This is a genomic window from Neobittarella massiliensis (ex Bilen et al. 2018), from assembly GCF_900289145.1.
GTDB classification, from domain to species: Bacteria; Bacillota; Clostridia; order Oscillospirales; family Ruminococcaceae; genus Neobittarella; species Neobittarella massiliensis.
On record NZ_OKQO01000005.1, the window covers coordinates 14,800 to 34,777 of the forward strand.

The 19,978-nt window shown below is 60.6% G+C and carries 16 protein-coding genes; 8 read left to right on the forward strand and 8 right to left on the reverse strand.

Going from position 1 to position 19,978, the window contains the following annotated elements; genetic code table 11:
- Window positions 1–226 precede the first annotated feature (226 nt).
- Together C6Y32_RS07615 and C6Y32_RS07620 are read left to right on the forward strand one after the other, a co-directional pair.
- Window positions 227–1,186: a carbohydrate kinase family protein gene (locus C6Y32_RS07615; protein WP_105204713.1), complete on the forward strand. Its 960-nt coding sequence runs from the start codon at window positions 227–229 to the stop codon at window positions 1,184–1,186.
- 113 nt (window positions 1,187–1,299) lie between these two features.
- The gene (locus C6Y32_RS07620; RefSeq protein ID WP_105204714.1) at window positions 1,300–2,445 is read left to right on the forward strand and encodes an SIS domain-containing protein; all 1,146 of its coding nucleotides are present in this window, start codon (window positions 1,300–1,302) and stop codon (window positions 2,443–2,445) included.
- A gap of 229 nt (window positions 2,446–2,674) precedes the next feature.
- Here C6Y32_RS07620 and C6Y32_RS07625 read toward each other — a convergent pair whose 3' ends face one another.
- Window positions 2,675–3,499: an HAD family hydrolase gene (locus C6Y32_RS07625; RefSeq protein ID WP_164998181.1), complete on the reverse strand. Its 825-nt coding sequence runs from the start codon at window positions 3,497–3,499 to the stop codon at window positions 2,675–2,677.
- Window positions 3,500–4,204: 705 nt separating this feature from the next.
- On the opposite strand from C6Y32_RS07625, the gene C6Y32_RS07630 reads away from it, so the two are divergent.
- Entirely contained in the window at window positions 4,205–4,705 is a 501-nt protein-coding gene (locus tag C6Y32_RS07630) for an acyl-CoA thioesterase (protein ID WP_105204716.1), read from the forward strand.
- 668 nt (window positions 4,706–5,373) lie between these two features.
- On the opposite strand, the gene C6Y32_RS15360 is transcribed toward C6Y32_RS07630, so the two are convergent.
- From C6Y32_RS15360 to C6Y32_RS07675, 6 genes are all read right to left on the reverse strand, one after another.
- A complete protein-coding gene (locus tag C6Y32_RS15360; RefSeq protein ID WP_105204717.1) occupies window positions 5,374–5,571 on the reverse strand; it encodes a hypothetical protein in 198 nt (65 codons plus the stop codon).
- A 413-nt stretch (window positions 5,572–5,984) separates the two neighbouring features.
- The gene (locus tag C6Y32_RS07640) at window positions 5,985–6,596 is read right to left on the reverse strand and encodes a GyrI-like domain-containing protein (protein ID WP_105204718.1); all 612 of its coding nucleotides are present in this window, start codon (window positions 6,594–6,596) and stop codon (window positions 5,985–5,987) included.
- A gap of 2,181 nt (window positions 6,597–8,777) precedes the next feature.
- Entirely contained in the window at window positions 8,778–9,362 is a 585-nt protein-coding gene (locus tag C6Y32_RS07660; RefSeq protein WP_105204722.1) for a GNAT family N-acetyltransferase, read from the reverse strand.
- 4 nt (window positions 9,363–9,366) lie between these two features.
- Window positions 9,367–10,245, reverse strand: a complete 879-nt coding sequence (locus tag C6Y32_RS07665) for an aminoglycoside phosphotransferase family protein (protein ID WP_105204723.1) — start codon at window positions 10,243–10,245, stop codon at window positions 9,367–9,369.
- Between the two features lie 155 nt (window positions 10,246–10,400).
- The gene (locus tag C6Y32_RS15855) at window positions 10,401–10,673 is read right to left on the reverse strand and encodes a CD3324 family protein (protein ID WP_105204724.1); all 273 of its coding nucleotides are present in this window, start codon (window positions 10,671–10,673) and stop codon (window positions 10,401–10,403) included.
- 333 nt (window positions 10,674–11,006) lie between these two features.
- Window positions 11,007–11,924, reverse strand: coding sequence for a helix-turn-helix transcriptional regulator (locus C6Y32_RS07675; protein ID WP_105204725.1), 918 nt, complete (start codon window positions 11,922–11,924; stop codon window positions 11,007–11,009).
- A 537-nt stretch (window positions 11,925–12,461) separates the two neighbouring features.
- Here C6Y32_RS07675 and ade point away from each other — a divergent pair.
- Window positions 12,462–14,168 (forward strand): adenine deaminase, encoded by a 1,707-nt coding sequence (gene ade, locus C6Y32_RS07680; RefSeq protein ID WP_105204726.1) that lies wholly within the window; start codon window positions 12,462–12,464, stop codon window positions 14,166–14,168.
- Window positions 14,169–14,463: 295 nt separating this feature from the next.
- Window positions 14,464–15,747, forward strand: coding sequence for an MFS transporter (locus C6Y32_RS07685; RefSeq protein WP_105204727.1), 1,284 nt, complete (start codon window positions 14,464–14,466; stop codon window positions 15,745–15,747).
- Between the two features lie 464 nt (window positions 15,748–16,211).
- Here C6Y32_RS07685 and C6Y32_RS07690 read toward each other — a convergent pair whose 3' ends face one another.
- Window positions 16,212–16,481, reverse strand: coding sequence for a hypothetical protein (locus C6Y32_RS07690; RefSeq protein ID WP_105204728.1), 270 nt, complete (start codon window positions 16,479–16,481; stop codon window positions 16,212–16,214).
- Between the two features lie 306 nt (window positions 16,482–16,787).
- Here C6Y32_RS07690 and C6Y32_RS07695 point away from each other — a divergent pair, with 306 nt between their 5' ends.
- The 3 genes from C6Y32_RS07695 (at window position 16,788) to C6Y32_RS07710 (ending at window position 19,791) form a co-directional block, all read left to right on the forward strand.
- The gene (locus tag C6Y32_RS07695) at window positions 16,788–17,522 is read left to right on the forward strand and encodes an XRE family transcriptional regulator (RefSeq protein ID WP_105204729.1); all 735 of its coding nucleotides are present in this window, start codon (window positions 16,788–16,790) and stop codon (window positions 17,520–17,522) included.
- Window positions 17,523–17,977: 455 nt separating this feature from the next.
- On the forward strand, window positions 17,978–18,391 hold the full coding sequence (locus tag C6Y32_RS07705) for a GntR family transcriptional regulator (protein WP_105204731.1): 414 nt from the start codon (window positions 17,978–17,980) through the stop codon (window positions 18,389–18,391).
- The gene (locus C6Y32_RS07710) at window positions 18,379–19,791 is read left to right on the forward strand and encodes a hypothetical protein (protein WP_105204732.1); all 1,413 of its coding nucleotides are present in this window, start codon (window positions 18,379–18,381) and stop codon (window positions 19,789–19,791) included. Before C6Y32_RS07705 ends, C6Y32_RS07710 begins: the two co-directional genes overlap by 13 nt.
- Window positions 19,792–19,978: the final 187 nt, after the last annotated feature.

The window sequence follows — 19,978 nt, forward strand, 5'->3', positions numbered from 1 at the left end:
GCCGCTGTTTTACACATGTCGATATTCCTAAAACATCTCATCACATTTCGTGTATTTTACCGGTTTTTCTCCCGATTTTGCCCAAATCAAAAATCGAAAATTATCGAGCTTCTCCAAAAAACCGGCACAAAGTTTGTCGTCCGCAAAAAGGGGTACCATGGTATAATACAGTTGTGTGAGCGCCGGCTCTGTCCGGCCCAAATATGCGAGCTGAGGAGGACTTGTTATGCGTTACGGAGCTGTTGGCTGTATCATCACCAACCGCATCGACTTTACCGACGGCAGCCAGATCGACGGCATCATGGGCGGCACCGTCTACGGCCTGGAGGGTATCCGCTTTTACGACGAGAGCTGCCAGCTGTTTGGCAACGTGGGCGACGATTTTGAGCGGGACTACGGCCCCTGGATGGACCGCAACCGCATCCCCCGGGCGGGTATCGCCACGGTGGGCGAGTACACCATCTACGACATCGTGCGCTACGCCGCCGACGGCACCTACGAAGAGATCCCCGGCCACGGCGAGAGCTATGACGAGTTCCGCTTCAACTTCGGCGTCATGACTCCCGACCACCGCAACGTGGCCCCCTACGCCGACGGGCTCAAAGGCCTGTACGTGGCCCTGGGCACCGACCCGGTATTCTGGCGCGAGCTCTACGCCCTCAAACAGCGCTACGGCTTCCAGATCATGTACGAAGTCATCCACATGGACACCTTCCCCGACCGGCTCGACCGGGTGATGAACGTGCTGCAGTACGTCGACATGTTCTCCATCAACCTGCCCGAGACCAAACGCCTGTTCGGCCTCGAGACCGAGCAGCAGTGCATCGATAAACTCAAATCCCTAAATTTGCCCTTCGTCCTCTTCCGGGTGGGCGACCGCGGCCTCTACGCCATCTCCGGCGGCAAGCACTTCTTCGTGCCCTGCCTGCGCTACGAAGGCAAAGTACAAGATCCCACCGGCTGCGGCAACTCCTCCACCTCGGCCTCCATGGTCGGTTTCTGCGAGGGGCACGACCCGCTCATGTGCGGGGTCATGGGCTCGGTGGCCGCCCACTTCAACGTCCGCCAATACGGCCCGGTGCAGGATTTCTCGCCCGAGCTCATGGCCGAGGTGCGGCAGATGGTACATACCCAGTACGACCAGCTGGCCAAGCAGTACATCGCCCAGGGTCAGCCGCCGCGGTGACAAATCGACCCCAAGCGGCCCACTCTCACTGACGTCATGCGCACCCGAGCGCATACTGATAAATTCGTCTACCCACCACTTCACCCAACCCACAAAACAGGAGGCAAAACACTATGGAAAGAGCAAACTTAGACTGCGCCATGGCTCGTCAGGCCCGCTACACTGCCGAGTTCGGCAAAAAGATCCTCGCCGGCATGACCCTGCAAAAATTCATCGACTGCATCTCGATGGAAGAGCTGCTAAGCATCAAACGGGTCTACATCACCGGCTGCGGCGACTCCTACCTGGCCGGCGTGGCCGCCAAAAAGGCGTTCGAGACCCTGTCCGGCGTCGAGTGCGTGCCCACCAAATGCTCCGAGCTGGCCCGCCATATGGACGCCAAGGCCTTCGGCACCGATCCCAAGCCGCTGGTCATCGGCATCTCCATTTCCGGCACCGTCAGCCGCGTGGCCGAGGCCCTCACCCGCGCCGCCAAACACGGCGCCAACACGCTGGCCATCACCGACCACCCCGAGAGCATCGTCGGTCAGGCCGCCGCGCACACGCTGGCACTGGATATGCCCCAGCTCGAGCCCTGCGCCGGCGTCTGCTCCTATGTGGCCTCCACGCTGGCCCTCATGTGCCTGGCCAACCGCATCGGCATCGTCCGCGGCCTGCACACGCTCGAGTACACCTCCACCTTCGAAAAACACATCACCGACTACTGCGACGCCGTAGCCGCCAAGATGGAGGAGATCGAAGAGGCCTCCTATCAGGCCGCGCTGGCCCTCAAAGACAAAAAGGCTTTCGATTTCGTAGCCGACGGCCTGTCCGCCGCCACCAGCCACTTCGGGGCCGCCAAACTCGTCGAGCTCATCGGCGCCTGCAACTCCATCGACGACTGTGAGGACTGGTGCCACATCAACTACTTCATTAACGAGCCCGAGAAGATCGGCACCTTTGTCATCATCGACAAAGATTCCCAGTCCATGTCCCGCACGCTGGAAGTCATCGGCACCATGGTCAACATCGGCCGCGATCCGTTCGTCGTCACCGACGCCGATCCCGCCATCTTCCCCGCCGGCGCCCATGTGCTCAGCCTGCCCGAGGCCGATGTCGACTGGGTCAAGCCCATGCTGCAGCACGTGCACTTTAACTTCATCGCCGGTTTCCTCAGCGAGCTCACCGGCATCCCCGCGTTCCGCGCCTTTGAGGGCAGCGTCTGGAAGACCGAAGAGGGCTCCAGCCACATCAAAGATTCCCAGATCGTCATCTACTAAAAGCGGTCTCTGTCCACATAAAAAACGGGCCCGGCTCCATGCCGGCCCGTTTTTTTATGCCCCTTTTTCCGGCCACCCACCGCCGCGCCCTTCTCGGCACAGGCCGGCCATATTCTGCGCTATGGTCCTTTTAGCTTTCTGCGCAAAAGAGCCACTGTGTCATCATAGGGCACAGTGGCTCTCTATCCTGCTCATCTCATCTTCTTGGCGCCGGGCAGCGCCCGCGCACCTACTCGCCGCCGGCAGCCACGCTCCGCACAGCGCCGGTCTGCAGCACCTGCTGGCAGATGACCTGCTGCACGCCGCCCACCTGGTTGCTGGGGGCGGTGTACCGCGCCGCCGCCAAAAGCGGCGGCACCGCATTTTCCATAGCATAGCCGTAATGGGCTCTCTCAAGCAGGCTCAGGTCGTTAAAATGGTCGCCAAAAGCCATGGTCTCTTCCCGCGAGATGCCCCAGTGGCGCTGCAGCAGCGCCACCGCCTCCCCTTTGCACACTCCGGCGTCGGCAATGTCCACCCACCGCTCGCCCGACATGGCAAAGCTCAAGCTGTCGCCAAACATCTCGTGCAGCACCGGCATCGAGTTTTTTTCCGGCTCCAGCTCATCGCTCATGCCGATCTTATAGGCCCGATCGCGCACCTGCTCCAGGTCCTCTGCCGCCGTGGCGTTGGGGTAAAAAAAGTGCATCCGCTCGTCGTGCACCGGCCCGGCCGACTCGTAAAAGGTGCCGTTTTCGCAGCACAAAGTCATGCGCAGGCCCGGCAACCGCCGCCGCAGCGCCAGTATCTTCTGCACCTTTTGCTCCGGCAGCAGCCGCGCGCGCACCACCTCGCCGCGGTACACCATACACCCGCCGTTGTCGCAAATGCACACCGGCGGGTGCTCCATGTGCGAAAAGTAGTGCTGCAAACTCACGTAAGAGCGGCCGCTGGCCACCACAAAATGTACGCCCCCCCGCCGCAGCTCCTCCAGCGTGTCCATAAAGCCCACCGGCAGGTTTTTGTCGTCGTCCAGCAGACTGCCGTCCATATCCGTCACGATCAGTTTGATCACCGCGTACCTCCCTCTCGTCTCTCTCCCCCGGCAGCCGGCCCCGGGCCCGCTCCGGCCGTGCTGTATGTGTCCGCCTAGTAGATCAGCGGCAGCAGCGCGCCCACCAGCGCCCCCAAACCCAGCAGTACCGCCAGGCCCAGTGCCACTGCGCGCACCGTCTTTTTCTGTTTCAAAGTCTCTCGCCTCCTGTGTATATCCATCTCCCATTATACCGCCATCCGCACAAAAATGGGGGCCTGCGCGGCCATTTTCTCTCATTTGGCCGCTTTTTGCCCCCGGGCAAAGCCCCACTCTGGCACAGCTGCACAGTTTGCCCCATTCTCCCCGCTCCACCAGTCCATCAGTCCGCCAGTCCATCAGTTACCGGCACTGCTGTCTGCCCGGTCGCCCCCCGCTGCCGCTTGTACCTCCAGACCCGCCGGTAACGCCGGTATTTTGGTATTACAGCGTTCTAACGCCCCGGTGGCCCATCCCCACACCGCCGCTGCAGTCCCGCACAAGACCGTGCAGTCCCCCAACACTGCCCGTACCGATGAGCTGCCGCCCCGACCGGCTGTCCCAGCTTTCAGGCCGCCACCGTGTCAGCGCTCTTTTCGCGGCGGGGCTTTTCCCGCAGCCCGGGGTGTGCTATCATAGAGTAGATCAGCTCATACTAAAAAACAGGGCCACTGCCCTATTTTGCATACAGCATACAGGAGGTAAAGTATGTCCCCACAAACGCCCAGCACCCCCGCCGCCGCGCAAAAGCCCGCCCGGCTCTCCTATACCGAGCAGACCTGTATCGTCATGGCCAGCCACATCAACGGCTCCGGCCGCCTGTTTGGCGGCACGCTCATGCAGTGGATCGATGTCATCGCCGCCGTGGCCGGCCGCCGCCACAGCGGGTGCGACGTCACCACCGCCTCGGTCGACAACCTGCAGTTCCACCGGGCCGCCGTGCAAAACGACACGGTACTGCTCACCGCTAAAGTCACCTACACCGGCCGCACCTCTATGGAGGTCCGGGTCGACAGCTTTGTCGAGTCGCTGGCCGGCGACCGCCAGCGCATCAACACCGCCTATCTGGTGCTGGTGGCGCTGGATAAGCAGGGGCGACCCACCCCGGTCCCCGCCCTGCTGTGCGAGACCACCGAGGAACAGGCCGAGTTTCAGGCCGCCCTGCGCCGCGACAGCCTGCGCCGCCAGCGCCGCAAAGAGGAGTACTGACATCCCGGCTCCAGCCACCCAAAAAAGAGAGTCCCCCAGCACAGGGGGCTCTCTTTTTTCTGTCCGCAGTGCCGCACTCCCAGTCTCTGTTTTAAAACTGAACGCCGTATGACCGCCACCCACGGCTTCACTGGCTGCCGGTCATTTCACCGGCAGCCGCTGCACAGTCAAATGCAAACACTGTACCGGCTCATCATAGGTCAACACCAACTTCAGATCTCCCTGCCCAAAGCGAGCCTGTCCGGTATCCAGCTGCCACTGCATCTCGTCAGTAAACAGCCCCCGCCCGCCACAAAATCACCCATCTTGATGTAGAACAGCCACCCAGCACCCAAAGTCCTCCCGCTGGGTACCGGCCAGCAGGCAGTCGCTCTGGCAGGCGAAGTCCTCGGCGACCGTGCTCGCACCCCGGTGCCGCACTGTCGCCCCCTGCGTACTGGGGGAACTGTCCAAACCGCTGGTGTTCCGGTCGCCAAGCAGACACCGCCACCATCTCCACCAGCACCTGTCAAAGCCAGCTCTCCCACTGCAAGCATCCGGTCAAACCACACGCCACCAGTACGGTCACCACCGCACCAAAAGCTATCTTTTCCATCAGCAGCGCCAATTTTTACAGCACACACCTCCCACGCTTCAGTGTGCTGTTTTATCTCCCACCGGGTCGCCCGTCACTGGGCCGCTCTTTCCACCGGTTGCCCGCCGCGGCTAAAGCCGCCAGCAACGCTTTCCCAATCACCGGTAATGCGAACCACCGCAAAATAAAGTCGCCCGCTCCGCTGTCCCAACTGTACCGTCACCAAGCGGCCATACTGGTAAAAGCCAGTCACTTCAGCCGCCAGATCGCGCTGTATCCGTGCCGCATCCACACCACCCGCTCCCAGCTGTCTCATGTCGCAGCAGCACCCGCATATAGTTACGCCAAGTCCCCCCCAGCGCCCAGCAGAGCAAAGCCGGCAGGGGCACCCCCCGCTCCCGGTCGTCAGTTGTACAGTCCGCTCCGGGGCACCGCCGCAAGAGAAAAATTGCCGCATAACGGCTTTACCCACTACGCCGCTACCGACAAGGCCCCCGGTCTGTCGCCCGCTCCCACCCACACCCGCCCAGCCCAAACAGACAGGGGCAGCGGCAGTATCCCGACCGGTATCTTTTTTCCGCTCTTCACCGCCAACACCCCCACTTTATAAAGTCTGGTATTTCACTTTTAAAATGCCAAAAAACGCGCCGGTTCTCGCGGTCCGGCGCGTTTTTATCGATATAAACCGTTATCGTATCTGCTATTTTACACCTGCCGCACCGGCAGCCGCAGCACTGTGCGCAGGTTCTCCTCCCTGGTCCGCCGCGGGTCCCCCAGGTAGATCTCCCGGTGCCAGCTCTCCCGCTGCACCAGCCCGTGCTCCTGCATAAAAGCGGTCATGGCTGCAAAGCTCTTCCCCTCGCTGGCATAGCTGCCCCGGTGCATCATCTGCACGCACAGCCCGTCGCTGTGGTACAAAAAGCGCGCCCGCGCCACCGGCAGCTGCGGCTTTTTGGCCGCCAGCTGTGCCGCCGCCCATGTAAAAACTGCCTGGTCCACAAACTCCGGCTGCCGTATCATCGAGGTCCATCGCCACTGCTCCCGCTCCAGCGCCATGCTGTCGGCGTACCACATCCCCTCCAGCGGCGGCACTACGTAATCGTAATATCCCGCCGGCTGCCAGCTGCCCATACGGCTCATCTTAATGGTAAAGCTCAGCCCGTAAAGCAGCTCCATGGCCTGCTGGTAGCTCTCCCCGTCCGGCGCGCCGGTGCCGTCCACCGCTATGTAGGGCATCTGCGGCAGCTTTATCTGTTCGGGCTCTCTTCCCGGCAGGTAAAACGCCTTTTCCAATTTCTTAAAATCCACCTTCTCCATCTGTACCACCCATCCTTTCTGCCCTCAGTATACACCCCTAAAGTTGACAGCCGCCTGTCAGCTTTCCCCACCCGCCCCATTTTTTGTACCGCCCATAGCAGATAGCCGTCCCTAACGATCGCCTGTTCTTCTGCTATCGGTCCCCATGTTTCAACTCTCGCCATATTTCCACCGCGACCTTCAACCGCACTCTCCGGTCAAACTCATCCCACAAATCCCCATCCCCCTATTTATCAATCTAAATAGTTCTCCCCTAAATCCGCCACACCGACCTATCCGCAACCACTGTCCTCATATCCCCAGATCATCCGCGTCGACCGGTCGTTTTTCCTCCACCGCGCATAAAGCAACACAGCCCCATCACCTGTGTCCCTTATCCCTCTACCCCCATAAACCGCCACACCCCTATTCTGCCATTCCCGCCAGTCTGCCGCCATTTGTTCCAACCGCCCAGGCCACCACACCACCAGCGACCCCGGCACCCGATCCAGCCGCTCTCCTGCCACGCACAAGCAGTATAGTTCCCACATAGCCCTTTCTCCCCACACCAAAAGTCACCACTTCCCGCACAAGACCATACAGCCAAACCACCTGTGCCCCTATCTCTCCACCCCAATAAGCCCCTCGCACTCCAACGCTCCACCGCTCACCTGTCCATAACCACTAGCCCCATACTCCCAGACCATCGACAACACCGGTACCCAGCCCAGCTCTCCCCCACTGTACACAAGCAGTATAGTCCCCATATAACCCTTTCTCTCCACACCAAAAGTCACCACCGACCGCACAGGACCCATACAGCAAAATCGCCTGTGCCCCTACCTTATCACCTTAATAAGCCCACCCAAACAAATGCCGCACCAACCACCCATTTGCAGCTACTGAACTCATATCCCCAGGCCATCGGCGCTAACCAGCATTCGGCCTATCCTCCCACCGCGCACAAGTAACAGAGCTCCCGTACAGCCCCCGCCCCTGCCTCAACAGTCGCCGTCAACCATATATTTTCACACCATCCGAATCACCTCTACCCTCATCTCTCTACCCCAATAAGTCACCCGCACGCCAAGCCATACCGCTTATCCGTCCGCGACCACTAGCCCCATACTCCCAGGCCATCGGCAACACCGATACCCAGCCCAGCTCTCCTCCACCATACACAATCAGCAAGTCCTCGTGAGACCTTTCTCCCCACACCAAAAGTCGCCACTGCCCGCACAAGATCATACAGCAAAACCACCTGTGCCCCTATCTCTCCACCCAAATAAGCCACCCGCACTCCAAACACCGTACCGTTCACCCGGCCACAGCCACTAGTTCCGTACCTCCCAGGCCATCGGCGCCGACCGGCATTCGGCCTATCCTCCTCCCACCGCGCACAAGTAACAGAGCTCCCGTACAGCCCCCGCCCCCGCCTCAACAGTCGCCATCAACCATATATTTTCACACCATCAGAACCACCTCTACCCCAATAAGTCACCCGCACGCCAAGCCATACCGCTTACCCGTCCACGACCACCAGCCCCATACTCCCAGGCCATCGACAACACCGATACCTAGCCCAGCTCTCCCCCACCACACACAAGCAGTAAGTCCCCGTGAGCCCTTTCTCCCCACACCAAAATTCACCACTTCCCGCACAAGACCATACAGCAAAACCACCTGTGCCCCTACCTCTCCACCTCAATAAACTCACCCATCTCAACGCCGCACCATCCACCCATTTGCAGCGACTGACCCCATATCCTCAGACTATCAGCGCCAACTACAGCCCAGTTCTCCCCCATCGCGCATAAACAACATATCCCCCCCACGCACCGCCTTATCTTACCGTCCCAAGAAACTGCCACACTCTTGTTCTGCCATTCCCGCCGGTCCGCCGCTACTTGTCCCAATCCTCCCGATCATCAGCCCACCAGACCACCACACCACCGGCGATCCCGGCGATCGATCCAGTTACTCCCCCGCCGCGTACAACTCTCATAGCTCCCATACAGCTCCTCTCCCCACACCAACAGTCGCCGCCAGCCGAGCACGACCGCACGACCTGCCCTCCCACATGCCTTTACCCCCCACTCCCCAAAACGCTCATCCCCAAAAGAAAACAGCAGGCCCGGTCTAACACCGGGCCTGCTGTCTCTCTTTTGTCCGCTATACCGCACAGTGAGCACCAACCGGTGCCTACAGTACCTCCACAAAGTGCTCTGCGTACTGGTTCCAGTACTTTTTATATACCCGCTGCTCATTGCCGTCAAAATTCAGCTGGTACATCCTAAAAGTCACGCGAACATCCTTGGGCTGCCACTGCTCTATATACGAGTAGCGGTAGGTCATGCCCAACTTCTGCATCACCGCGCCGCTGCGGGGATTTTGCACATCGTGGGTCGCCGTAATGTAGGGCAGTCCATCCGCTCTCACCTGCTCTACCACCGCTTTTCCCGCCTCGGTAACGATCCCCCGGTGCCAAAACTCGCGGCGCAGCCCGTAGCCAAAATCGTGGTGCTCCTGCATATCCACCTTGATATAGCCGATGGGACGGTCGTCGCTCTTTAAACAGATCGCGTACTGGTAGCCGCGCGGTTCGGCGTATTTGGCGGCATATCGCTCCTGATAAAACGCCTCGGCCTCCTCCATGCTCTGCAGGGGGTACCACGGCAAAAACCGATTGACCTCTTTATCCCTCAAGATCTGGTACAGCGCCTCGATATCCCTCTCGGTAAATTTGCGCAAGATCAGGCGCTCTGTTTTCAGAGTTGGTGTATTCATCCCATTATCCTCCTGCCATCATCCAGTCGTATTCCTCTAAGATCACATCCAGCGTGTGCCTGGCGCTGTCAGCTGCCCCGGGCTCGGACGAGCGGTAGGTGATCAGCGCCTTCCACAGCGCCCAACCCCGCGCTCTGTCTATCGTGCCCGGGTCCAGGTCCTCTAAAAAGCGCACGCGGCTGGGGCGGTCAAAGAATGTCCAGGCCATCGCATAGTCACAGGCGGGGTCGCCAACGCCCATGATCCCAAAATCGATCACCCCACACAGTGTGCCGTCACGCACCAAAATATTGCCCGGGGCAACATCCCCGTGGAGCCATACCGGCGCCGAGGTCCACCGGGTGGCGGTCGCGCGCTGCCAGAGCTGTTTTAGCGCGTCCACCGGCAAGTCCGTCTCCAGCTCTCTCAGGGCGCTCTCTACCTGTCGGCTGTAAACGGCAGGTTCAGCGCCCCGATAAAAGTTGTGTGCGCCCGCCGCCGGCGCGCCCCGGGTATCTATGCGCTGCAGCTCCCGCAAAAAGGCCGCCAAGTCCACCGCCAGGCGCTCTAGATCCGTTATATTTTCGCGGCACAGCGTCTCGCCCTCTACAAACCTGTTTATCGACCACACAAACGGGTAACCGCTGCCCGCTCTCCCCCGAACGATGGGACATGAGATGGGCAGCGACAGAAATCGTGCCAAGTATGGAAGCCACTCGGCCTCCTTTTCGATCTGCGGCACATACGCCGCCCCGCTGGGCAGCCGAACAGTCATATTTTCACCCAGATAAAACGTCCGGTTATCGTGCCCGCTCTGGGCAACGGGACGTATGGGCAGATCCGCCCACTGGGGAAATTGCTCCCTGATGAGCCGGGTCACCAGCTCTACCGAAATAGCAGGCATAGCCGCTCCTTTTTAAACCGATTAGAAATATTCCCACCACTCACCACCATTATTATAGAGCAGCTGTCCGGCACTTTCCAGCCTACAGTTTTCATGCCAAATAAAAAAGAGAGCGCCGCAAGTCACCTTGCAGCCCTCTTTCTACTCTCTACTCTTTACCGCTCTCGTTTTCTCTGCGCGGTAAGTACTTTTTGTATACCTTTGTCAGAAAGGTGGTACCTCTCAGACAGCGCCTCTATGCCGGCTCCGTTTTGATAATCCCGGTAGATCTTTTGATCTCGCTGCTTTAGCATCTCTCTCGTTCCGTTTTTGCTCCCCCAAGTTCTCCGTTTGCGGCTGGGGATATAGAGATATGCGCCGTCTATATATTTTTGGATCTCACCCACCAGTTCAGCAGGCAGTATATCTGTTGCAGATCTGTAACTCATCTAATCTTGCTCTCCTTCATTGGTCTTTCCCAATAAGGCATAGCAAGAACTACTCCGACAAATTAAGTTGCCACCCGGCCTATCGCAATAGCCCCCACTATGCGATGAGCTTTCAGCAGTACGTACATAAACACCATCTCCTCTTTGTCATTACATATAATTTTTACATAATATATCGCCAGTTGTCAATATGCCTTCCAACGCCTGTTCAGGGCGCACACTTTAAAGGAAAAGCAAAAGTGGCCGTTTCGTGCCGCCCAGCACTGCACCAGCACTGCACCAGTCCACCCCCGGTGATCGCTGTGCCCCGTTTGTACCGCACCGCCGGTCTCTCTATCTGTCGCCCCGCGCTAGCTCGGCGGCCACCACAGCTGCCCGGCGGGCCAGCTCGCGGGCAATGTGAACCGGCTCTTTTACCCATACCCCACCGCCGTACGAGAGCAGATACCCATACAGCCACTCGTCCTCCGGCATGTGTACATGTACCTCAAAGCTGCCGTCGGGCAGTCGCCGCACCTGCTCGGGGGCAAATTCATCCAGCACACGGTACCCCCGCTCAGCGGCAATGTGCAGCACCAGTTCCGGGCCGCCGCCATAGCGGTGGTCTGCTCCCAGCACCGGGGCCGGGGGCAGACCGGTCGGGGCAGGTCGGCCGCGGTCATCCAACTGTAACTGCTGCATGCGCCGCAGCTTAAAGTAGCGCCAGTCGGCCCGCTGGGCACACCATCCGCACAGGTACCAGTCCTGGCCGCGAAAACACAGCTTGCCCGGCCACACCGTCCGCTCGCTCTCTATCCCCTTGGCGCTGTAGTAGGTAAAAAGCACCCACTGCCGCCGCAAAATAGCGGTCTTCACCTGCTCAAAGCGCTGCTGCAGTCCCGCCGTATCGCCCCAGCCAGAAAACTCGATCTCCAGCCAGCTCTCCCGGTGGCGGCCAAACAGGCCCCGCAGCTTCACCAGTGCGCTGTCGCCCCCCTGCCCCACCGCCTGCAAGCTCTCCAGCGCCGTCAGCAGCGCCTCGCGCTCCTCGGTGTCCAAATAGGTGCGGGCCAGCACGTAGTCCTCCAATAGGCCCAAGCCGCCGCCCCGCCCCTTTTGGGCGTACACCGGCACCCCCGCCGCGCTCAGGGCGTCTATATCCCGGTAAATAGTGCGCTCGCTCACCTCAAAATGCCGGGCCAGTTCTCCGGCCGTCATCTGCCCCCGCTGCAGCAGCAGGCAGGTCATGGCAAACAGTCGGTCCGCCGCCATCGTCCTCTCCCCTCTCCTATGCTGTATAACACGCCGCCACAGCCGGCAGATACTGGCCCCGCCCACAAACGCGACTGCCACTTGTCACCTGTCAGGCACCCAGTCCCCGGCGGCATAAAAGCACCGCTGTACACTGCGGCGCAGTACCGGCCGCCGGTCTATCGGCTGCCAATCTTTACACCCGCTGCAAAGCCCCACCGTTTTCTCTCCCGTAAAGTAAACGCCGTCGGCAGTACCCGGCACCTCACAGCAAGTCGCCCTGCGTCGGTCCTCCCGTAAAAGCCGCTCAGCGGAGCCGCGCGGTCGCCAGGTCTGCCCCCTGCGTATTTCCCCCAGTGTAACACACCACCCGGCCGCTTTCAAACGGTCGGCCAGTAGGTAAAACTGGCCAGCTTTTGTCAGTCCGCTCCCCGCCCCAGCAGTCATTTTTACAATTTTGCCGGCAGTGGGTCAAATAGGGTTGTAAAAGTTGTCGCAATAAGGGTATAATAGACGAAATTTACAATTTCGAAACATTTTTCGGGAGGGGTATATCGCATGAAAACTGTCACTGATGAGATGATGCGGGCCGCACAGGGCCAGGTGCCGGCCCAGCTGGTACTCAAAAACGCCCGGGTGCTCAACGTCTTTTCCGGCGAGATACTGCCCGGCGACGTCGCCATCTGCGGCGACACCATCGTCGGCGTGGGCCAGTATACCGGCCAGAAGGAGGTTGATCTTGCCGGCCGCTATGTGGTCCCCGGCTTTATCGACGCCCACCTGCACATCGAGTCGTCTATGGTCACCCCGCGGCTGTTTGCCGCCCAGGTGCTGCCCTGGGGCACCACCACCCTCATCGCCGACCCCCACGAGATCGCCAACGTCTGCGGCCTCGACGGTATCGAGTTCATGCGCCAGAGCGCCCGCGGCGCCGCCTGCAACATCTACTACATGCTGCCCTCCTGCGTGCCCGCCACCCCGCTCGACACCAGTGGTGCCACCCTCACCGCCGGCGACCTGGCCCCCCTGCGGGGCCAGCCCGATATCTTGGGCCTGGGCGAGATGATGAACTACGTGGGGGTAAACGGCCTCGACCCCGATGTGCACCAAAAGCTGCAGGCCTTTGCCGGCGGCGTCATCGACGGTCATGCCCCGCTGCTCTCCGGCAAAGAGCTCGAGAGCTATGTGCTCTCCGGTGTGCGCACCGAGCACGAGTGCTCAAAACCGCAGGAGGTGCTCGACAAGCTGCGGGCAGGTCTCTATATCCTGGCTCGGGAGGGCTCGGCTGCCAAAAACCTCGAGTGTGTGGTCTCCACGCTGCTCGAGGTGGGGGCCTCATTTGACCGGGTTGCTTTCTGCACCGACGACAAGCACCTGGAAGATATCAGCGAGCAGGGGCATATCTCCCACAACATCAAAAAAGCGATCGCACTGGGTCTCGACCCGGCCACTGCCTATCGCTGTGCCAGCTATACCGCCGCCCACATCTACGGGCTGGACCACCTGGGGGCTGTGGCCGCCGGCTATCAGGCCGACCTAGTGGTGCTCGACGACCTGGAACAGGTGGCCATCCACGCAGTGTACCACCGGGGCGTGTGCTGCGCCGAGACCCGCGCTCCGCTCCTCGCCACCGAGATCTCGGTACCCGCGCCGCTCAAACAGACCGTGCACCTGGCCCCCCTGACCGACGGCTGCTTCGACCTGCCGGTCCCCGCGGATAAAGACTTCCCGGTCATTGGCCTGGTCCCCCACCAGATCACCACCCAGCTGCTCTACGAGCGGGTGCCCAGCCAAAACGGTCTGTTCGTCAGCGGGCAGGGTCTCAACAAAGTAGCGGTATTCGACCGCCACACCGCCAGCGGCAACGTAGGCCTGGGGGTGGTGCGCGGCTTTGATCTGCACGGAGCCATCGCCTCCACGGTGGGGCACGACTCCCACAACCTGGTCGTAGTGGGCGATAACGACGGCGACATGCGTCTGGCCGTACAGACGCTGGCTGCCGCCGGCGGTGGCTACATCGTGGTGCAAGATGGGCAGGTGCTCTCGCTCATCGAGCTGCCGGTAGCCGGTATGATGCGCGACGAGAACGCCCACACGCTGGAGCGTCAGAGCGCCCAATTTATCCGGTGTGCCCGCCAGATCGGCGTCAGTGAGCAGCACGACCCCTATCTCACCTTATCTTTCCTGTGCCTGCCGGTCATCCCGGAGGTTCGCATCACCGACCGCGGGGTGTTCGACGTACAGCGCTTTTGCTATTTCTCCTGAGTAGAAGTCTGTTTTACAGAAATGCCGTATCAAGGGCGGGCAGCGCAGCAGCTGCCCGCCCTTTTTATTCGCTGTGTACCGCACACGCTTGCTCGCAGCACCGGTTCGTGCTACACTGCGAATAAAGAGAAGGCAGCTGTAACCGCTGCCAAAAAAGGGGGAATATCTCGTGCTTCTCAACCGTTTACTCTGTGCAGGCGCCAGCAGCGGGACATAACTGCACAGAGTAGCTCGTCCCCACGCCGGGCCCTGCCTGCCGCTCGCCACACACCGCAAGCGCACAAGGAGGTTCCCCGTGAAAAATACCAGACATCTCCCCTTTTCGTTTTTACTGTTTTGGCTGAGTCAGTCGGTCTCTCAGTTGGGCAGTGCCATGACCAGCTTTGCCCTCACGATCTGGGCGTATCAGCAGACGGGCAGTGCCACAGCCGTCTCGCTCATGGCTTTTTGCACCTATCTGCCCTGGGTGGCGGTAGGTCTTTTCTGCGGCGGCTTTATCGACAGCCACCACAAGCGGTTCATCATGCTGTGGTCCGACGGTTTGGCGGCCCTGTGCTCGCTGGCTGTCGCCCTGCTGTGGGCAACGGGCACACTGCAGATACAGCACATCTACCTGGTAAATGCCGTCATCGGGCTGATGAACGCCTTTCAGTCGCCCGCTCAAACGGTGGCTATCGGCATCCTGGTTCCCGCCGACGCGCGCACCAGAGCCAGCGGCATGTCCTCTTTAGCCGGCAACCTCACCGCTGTAGCGGCCCCCATGGCCGCGGCGGCACTGCTGGCCTTGGGTGGGCTGGGGCTGGTCATCGCCGTCGATCTGCTCACCTTTTTGGCCGCCTTTTTGCCGCTCTGGCTCCTTATCTCGGTACCCGAACAGCCGCAGCCCCAACGTACTGCATCGCCGCTGGCCGGCTGCCGGCAGGGCCTCACGTTTTTGCGGCGCGACCGAAAGCTGCTGACAGTGGTGCTCACTATGGCCCTCATCAACTTTTTTTCGCGCCTCACCTACGAAAATATCCTCTCGCCCATGATACTGGCCCGCAGCGGCGGCAGTGCCCAGGTACTGGGCCAGGTGACAGCGGTCATCGGTATCGGCGGCATCATCGGCGGGCTGGCAGTCTCACTGGACCGCCGCCAACACGACTGTATGCGCATGATCTACCTGCCGGCTGTATGCTCGTTTCTCTGCGGCGACCTGCTCATGGCGGTGGGGCGCGGTCCGCTTCTGTGGTGCCTCGCCGGGCTGGCGGCCAGCCTGCCTGTCCCCGTCATCAACGCCGGCAGTCAGGCGCTGTGGTATCAGCGGGTGCCGCTGGCCATGCAGGGTCGGGTATTTGCGGTGCGCGGGGCCATCCAGTGGTGTACCATCCCGGTGGCCATCCTCTCTGGCGGGCTGCTGGCCGACCGCGTGCTAGAGCCCTTTATGGCCGGCTCCAGCGCCCCTGCCCACTGGCTGCAAGCGCTGGTGGGGCGCGGACCCGGCAGCGGGATGGCCGTACTGTTTTTATGTACCGGGCTGTTGGGCGGGCTCTCTTGTCTGCTGTTCTACCGGCTGTCGACCATAAAAAAGAGCCACTGAGCGGCACTTGGTACCAAAAAAGATCGCTCGATCCGCCGCTGCACTGCTCACCAGGTATTTTGATCATATGCCCCGGCTGTCGGCGGCGTTCTGTACTTGGCGATACCCGTGATCTCTCTGTGCCAAAACAAAAGATCTGCGCACCGAGCACGGCTATTTTACAGTCCATCAACCAGACCTCGCACCGAAACAGTGAATCTGGCTGGCCCCATCGTGCCCAGTTTTTTATCGACTGCGCAAGTACCGGTGTGCAGTCGATTTTAGATAACGGTGCTTTAAACATAAAAGGAGAGGGACGGATGACCGTCTCTCTCTTTTTTGTTCTCTGCCGCCGGGTAGGCGCTATGCTGTCGCTCCCGGTGGCCGGCACCTGGCTCCACACGGCAGAGCTCTGTGCCCCGTACGGGGTGAATATTGGGGTGCTGCTTATCTAAGCGGCCGCTTTTACACAGCTCGTGGGGGAATTATGCAGCGCGGCCACCGGGGCAATGCGCCACCTGCCGGGCCGGGCGTACTCGCGGCGACCGAGAGGCGGGCCGCGGTGCGGCTTTGGGGGCCATTTTGCGAGTGCTGGCTGTATGGCCGCTGCCCACGCACAGCGCCAGTACCACGAGACTAATGCCGCACAACAGCAAGATCTGCAGGCCGCTGAGACTGCCGCCGTCGCTGGCGGCGGCGGTGAAAAACAAAGTCAAAAGTGAAAGTACGGTCAGCACATTTTTAGATCTCTTCACGGGTTCTCCTCCTGCCACAACGGTGGTCTTATCTATCGTCAAGTGGCTGAGCTCGTCCAGCTCGCCGGTGTCCAAGTTTCTTGTATGAACTTAGTTTATCGCAAGTTTCTTGACTTGTCAAGCACATTTTCACAAGTTTCTTGATCTTTTTGCTTGACGCCAGTACCGGCCTGTGCTATTCTCTTATTAGAAGATCTCTGCACATGGGTGCAGTGAGAAAAGTTGCCGCCGCTTTCTACCCGTCGGCAGCAGACACTGTGCAACTGGCGGCGAGCAGCCGCTTTTTTATAGAGGGGGTACCTTTTTATGGGCATCGGCAAACAGATACGCCGCGCCAGGGAGCAGCTGGGCCTCACCCAGGGGCAGCTGGCCAAGGCGGTGGGGGTCACCAAGTCGGCTATCGGCAATTACGAGAGCGGGGTCAGCCATCCCAAAGAGCCGGTGCTCTACGCCCTATTCGAGGCGCTGGGCTGCGATGCCAACTTTCTCTTTCAGGGCCACTATCCCCCCCAGGCCGCCCTGCAGGCCGAGGACCGCGCGGCCGCTGAACACCTGCGCCGCTACCAGGCGCTGGACCGTGACGGCCGTCAGCTAGTCGACCTGATCTTAGAGCGGGAATACAGCCGCATCACCGGTCAGGAGACCAACATTCTAACACCCGACTTCTGGCCCCGCCTACAGCCGCAAAAACAGATCCCCTTCTACGCGCTGCCCGCCTCGGCCGGTACCGGTGTGTACCTCGACGGCAGCGACAGCGAGCCCATCTCGGTCCCCGCCAGTTCAGAGGCCGACTTTGCTCTGCGCGTCAGCGGCGACAGCATGTGGCCCGACTATAACGACGGCGACATCCTGCTCATCAAACAGCAACCGTCGGTGCTCCCCGGCGAGTTGGGCATCTTCGTGCTCGACGGCGAGGGATTTTTCAAAAAGTATGCCGGCGACTATCTCGTCTCTCTCAATCCCCGCTACGCCGATATTCCCCTCTCCCGCTTTGAAAACATCACCTGCAGCGGCCGGGTGCTGGGCAAGCTGCACGGATAGCGCCGGGCCGTCGGGATGTGCGCTCTGCCGCGTGTCCCACACGTTATGTTCCACCGATATCGGTGTGCGCCGGGCGCGGCCGTGCCACCCGCCGCCACACTACTCGTGCTGCAAAGTTTGGTCACCGGTGCTCTGCACCTCACCTCTTAGCGAGAGCTTTCACTATAGCGGCAGTATCTGCTGCTGCAGTGGTACGCGGCCGGTCAAAATGGCGGTGGGGCTGCTCTGTCTCTCTGTACAAAGCAGATCCAGGTCTGCCCTTTCGCGGCGGTCAGGCTCAAAATCAGCTGTACGTCTCCAGCCATATCGCCAGCCTGTCGATCTACTGCGCTGTCATCTATATCATCTTCTACAGTCCGTCCCCAGGTGACGGGCTGTTTTTTATGTTGACACTACTGTATATCTGTATTACTATATATAATACAGATATACAGTAGTGGAGAGGAGACCTGCTGATGCTCATCCGGATCGACCTGCAGAGCGATGTACCCCTCTATCTGCAGCTGCGCAACGAGCTGGTGCTGGCTATTGCCGCCGGCCAGTTGCTCCCCGGCCAAAAGCTGCCCTCGGTGCGCCAACTGGCCGGCCAGCTGGGGGTCAACGCCATGACCGTACAAAAATCTTACAACCTGCTCAAGGCACAGGGCTTTGTGGTGACCGACCGCAAGCGCGGCACTGTTGTCAGCAGTACTCCGCCCAGCGGTCAGGCCTGTTGTGCCCAGCTGCAAGATGATCTGGCGCTGCTGGCGGCCCAGGCGGGTATCGGCGGACTGAGCCAGCGGGAATTTTTGCAGCTGTGCGCCCAGTGCTACCGGTCGATCACTCAAAAGCCGGCCGGTGAAGGGGGCGATACACCGTGTTCCTCATGACCATCATCCTGGTGGGCTGCGACCTCATCGGCGCCGGCTGTGTGCTGTATAACATGCTCTCCTCGGCCCGCTGTACTGTCCATCCCGGTACCCCGTCGCGCCTGTTGGGGGTAACGCTGCCCGGTTGGGCAGTAGATGACCCGCAGGTAACGACTCTGGTAACTGCCTATAAAAAAACCTGCTGGCGGGCATTTTGGCTCTCGCTGCTCCCGCTTGTGCCCCTGCCGCTGCTGGAGGACTACCCCTCGCTGGGCCTGCTGCACACCATTTTTTACTACCTGTTGGTCCTTTGGGGCGGCAGCGCGCTGCAAAAACGCTGGTTTGGCCGGCTGTATGCGCTCAAGCAAAAAAACGTCTGGGTCACCGGCGAGCCGGTGGTGGCCACCATCGACATCACCGAACAGCCGCCGGCCGCTATCAGCCCCTGGTGGCTGCTGCCCTCACTGCTGGTGGCGGTGGGTATGTTTCTCCACGCGCTGCTGGCAGCCGGCCTCGCCGGTGTGTGGCAACCGGTGTTTGCCGGCACTCACCTGGCTGTCACGCTGGGGTTCTGTGCGCTGTTTTTTTGGCAGCGCCGCGCGCCCAAGACCACCTTCAGCAAAGATCCGGCCGTAAACACCGCCTGTAATGCCGTATCCAGGCAGTTGTATACCGGGTTTTGGGCTGGCCTGGCGGCGGCCGACAGCCTGCTCGAACTCATTCTGTATTTTATCCTCTTCGGTACCGCTCCCAGCAGCTGGGCCGTTTTGACCGCTCTGCTGGCACTGTCGCTGGCGCCGCTGCTGGGATATCTGTACATCGGCCACCGGGTACAGGCCGCCCAGCGGCAGATCCTGGCACTGGATACCCGCCCCGCCGTCTGCGACGACGATGTATACTGGCTGTCCGGCCACTACTATAACCCCCGCGACAGCCGCTATAAGGTAGAGCCCCGCCCCGGCTTTCAAAATTGCTACAACATGGCTACCGCCGGCGGCCGGCGCCGATTTTACGCCATGGTCGCCGGTATCCTGCTGTTTTGCGGGGCGATCTGCCTGTTTCTCGTGCGCATGGATTTTACCACCGCCGAGATCGCGCTCTCACCCGACCGCTCCACCGTCGAGATCGACGCCGCCGGGTTTGACTGGTCGTTTGCTACCGGCGAAGTGCAGTCGCTCGCGGTCTCCAGTGAACACCTCTCCGGCACCCGGGTGGGTGGAGCTTCCTCCCGCCGATACAATTTTGGCAACTTTAACCTAAAGGGATACGGCCCCAGCCGCGTGTACACCTACGCCTCCTGCCCCTGGTATATCGCTGTCGAGCTGCCCGACAAATGGGTGTTTTTGAGCCTGCCCACCCAACAGCAGACGAAACAGCTGCTGGACGAGCTACAGCGGGCCACCGGCCTGCCGGTACAGTAGTCCCGATCGCAACAGAGCGCTCCCGCCACCGGCTGGGGCGCTCTTTTTTCATCTGGCGGCGCGCACCGATGGCGGCCGATCCCGCAACATTTTACCCACCTGCCGGCGCTGGGCAGCGTTTGCCCCTTTGTGCCGGCCGTCTTTTGTGCTAAAATAGGGGCAAGCACCGGGCCCTGCTGTCAGGGCC

Bases quoted from the DNA above. Each gene is read 5' to 3' on its own strand.
- C6Y32_RS07615 (WP_105204713.1), top strand. From the start codon at position 227: ATGCGTTACGGAGCTGTTGGCTGTATCATCACCAACCGCATCGACTTT.
- C6Y32_RS07620 (WP_105204714.1), top strand. From the start codon at position 1,300: ATGGAAAGAGCAAACTTAGACTGCGCCATGGCTCGTCAGGCCCGCTAC.
- C6Y32_RS07630 (WP_105204716.1), top strand. From the start codon at position 4,205: ATGTCCCCACAAACGCCCAGCACCCCCGCCGCCGCGCAAAAGCCCGCC.
- C6Y32_RS07640 (WP_105204718.1), bottom strand. From the start codon at position 6,596: ATGGAGAAGGTGGATTTTAAGAAATTGGAAAAGGCGTTTTACCTGCCG.
- C6Y32_RS07660 (WP_105204722.1), bottom strand. From the start codon at position 9,362: ATGAATACACCAACTCTGAAAACAGAGCGCCTGATCTTGCGCAAATTT.
- C6Y32_RS07665 (WP_105204723.1), bottom strand. From the start codon at position 10,245: ATGCCTGCTATTTCGGTAGAGCTGGTGACCCGGCTCATCAGGGAGCAA.
- C6Y32_RS15855 (WP_105204724.1), bottom strand. From the start codon at position 10,673: ATGAGTTACAGATCTGCAACAGATATACTGCCTGCTGAACTGGTGGGT.
- C6Y32_RS07675 (WP_105204725.1), bottom strand. From the start codon at position 11,924: ATGGCGGCGGACCGACTGTTTGCCATGACCTGCCTGCTGCTGCAGCGG.
- ade (WP_105204726.1), top strand. From the start codon at position 12,462: ATGAAAACTGTCACTGATGAGATGATGCGGGCCGCACAGGGCCAGGTG.
- C6Y32_RS07695 (WP_105204729.1), top strand. From the start codon at position 16,788: ATGGGCATCGGCAAACAGATACGCCGCGCCAGGGAGCAGCTGGGCCTC.
- C6Y32_RS07705 (WP_105204731.1), top strand. From the start codon at position 17,978: ATGCTCATCCGGATCGACCTGCAGAGCGATGTACCCCTCTATCTGCAG.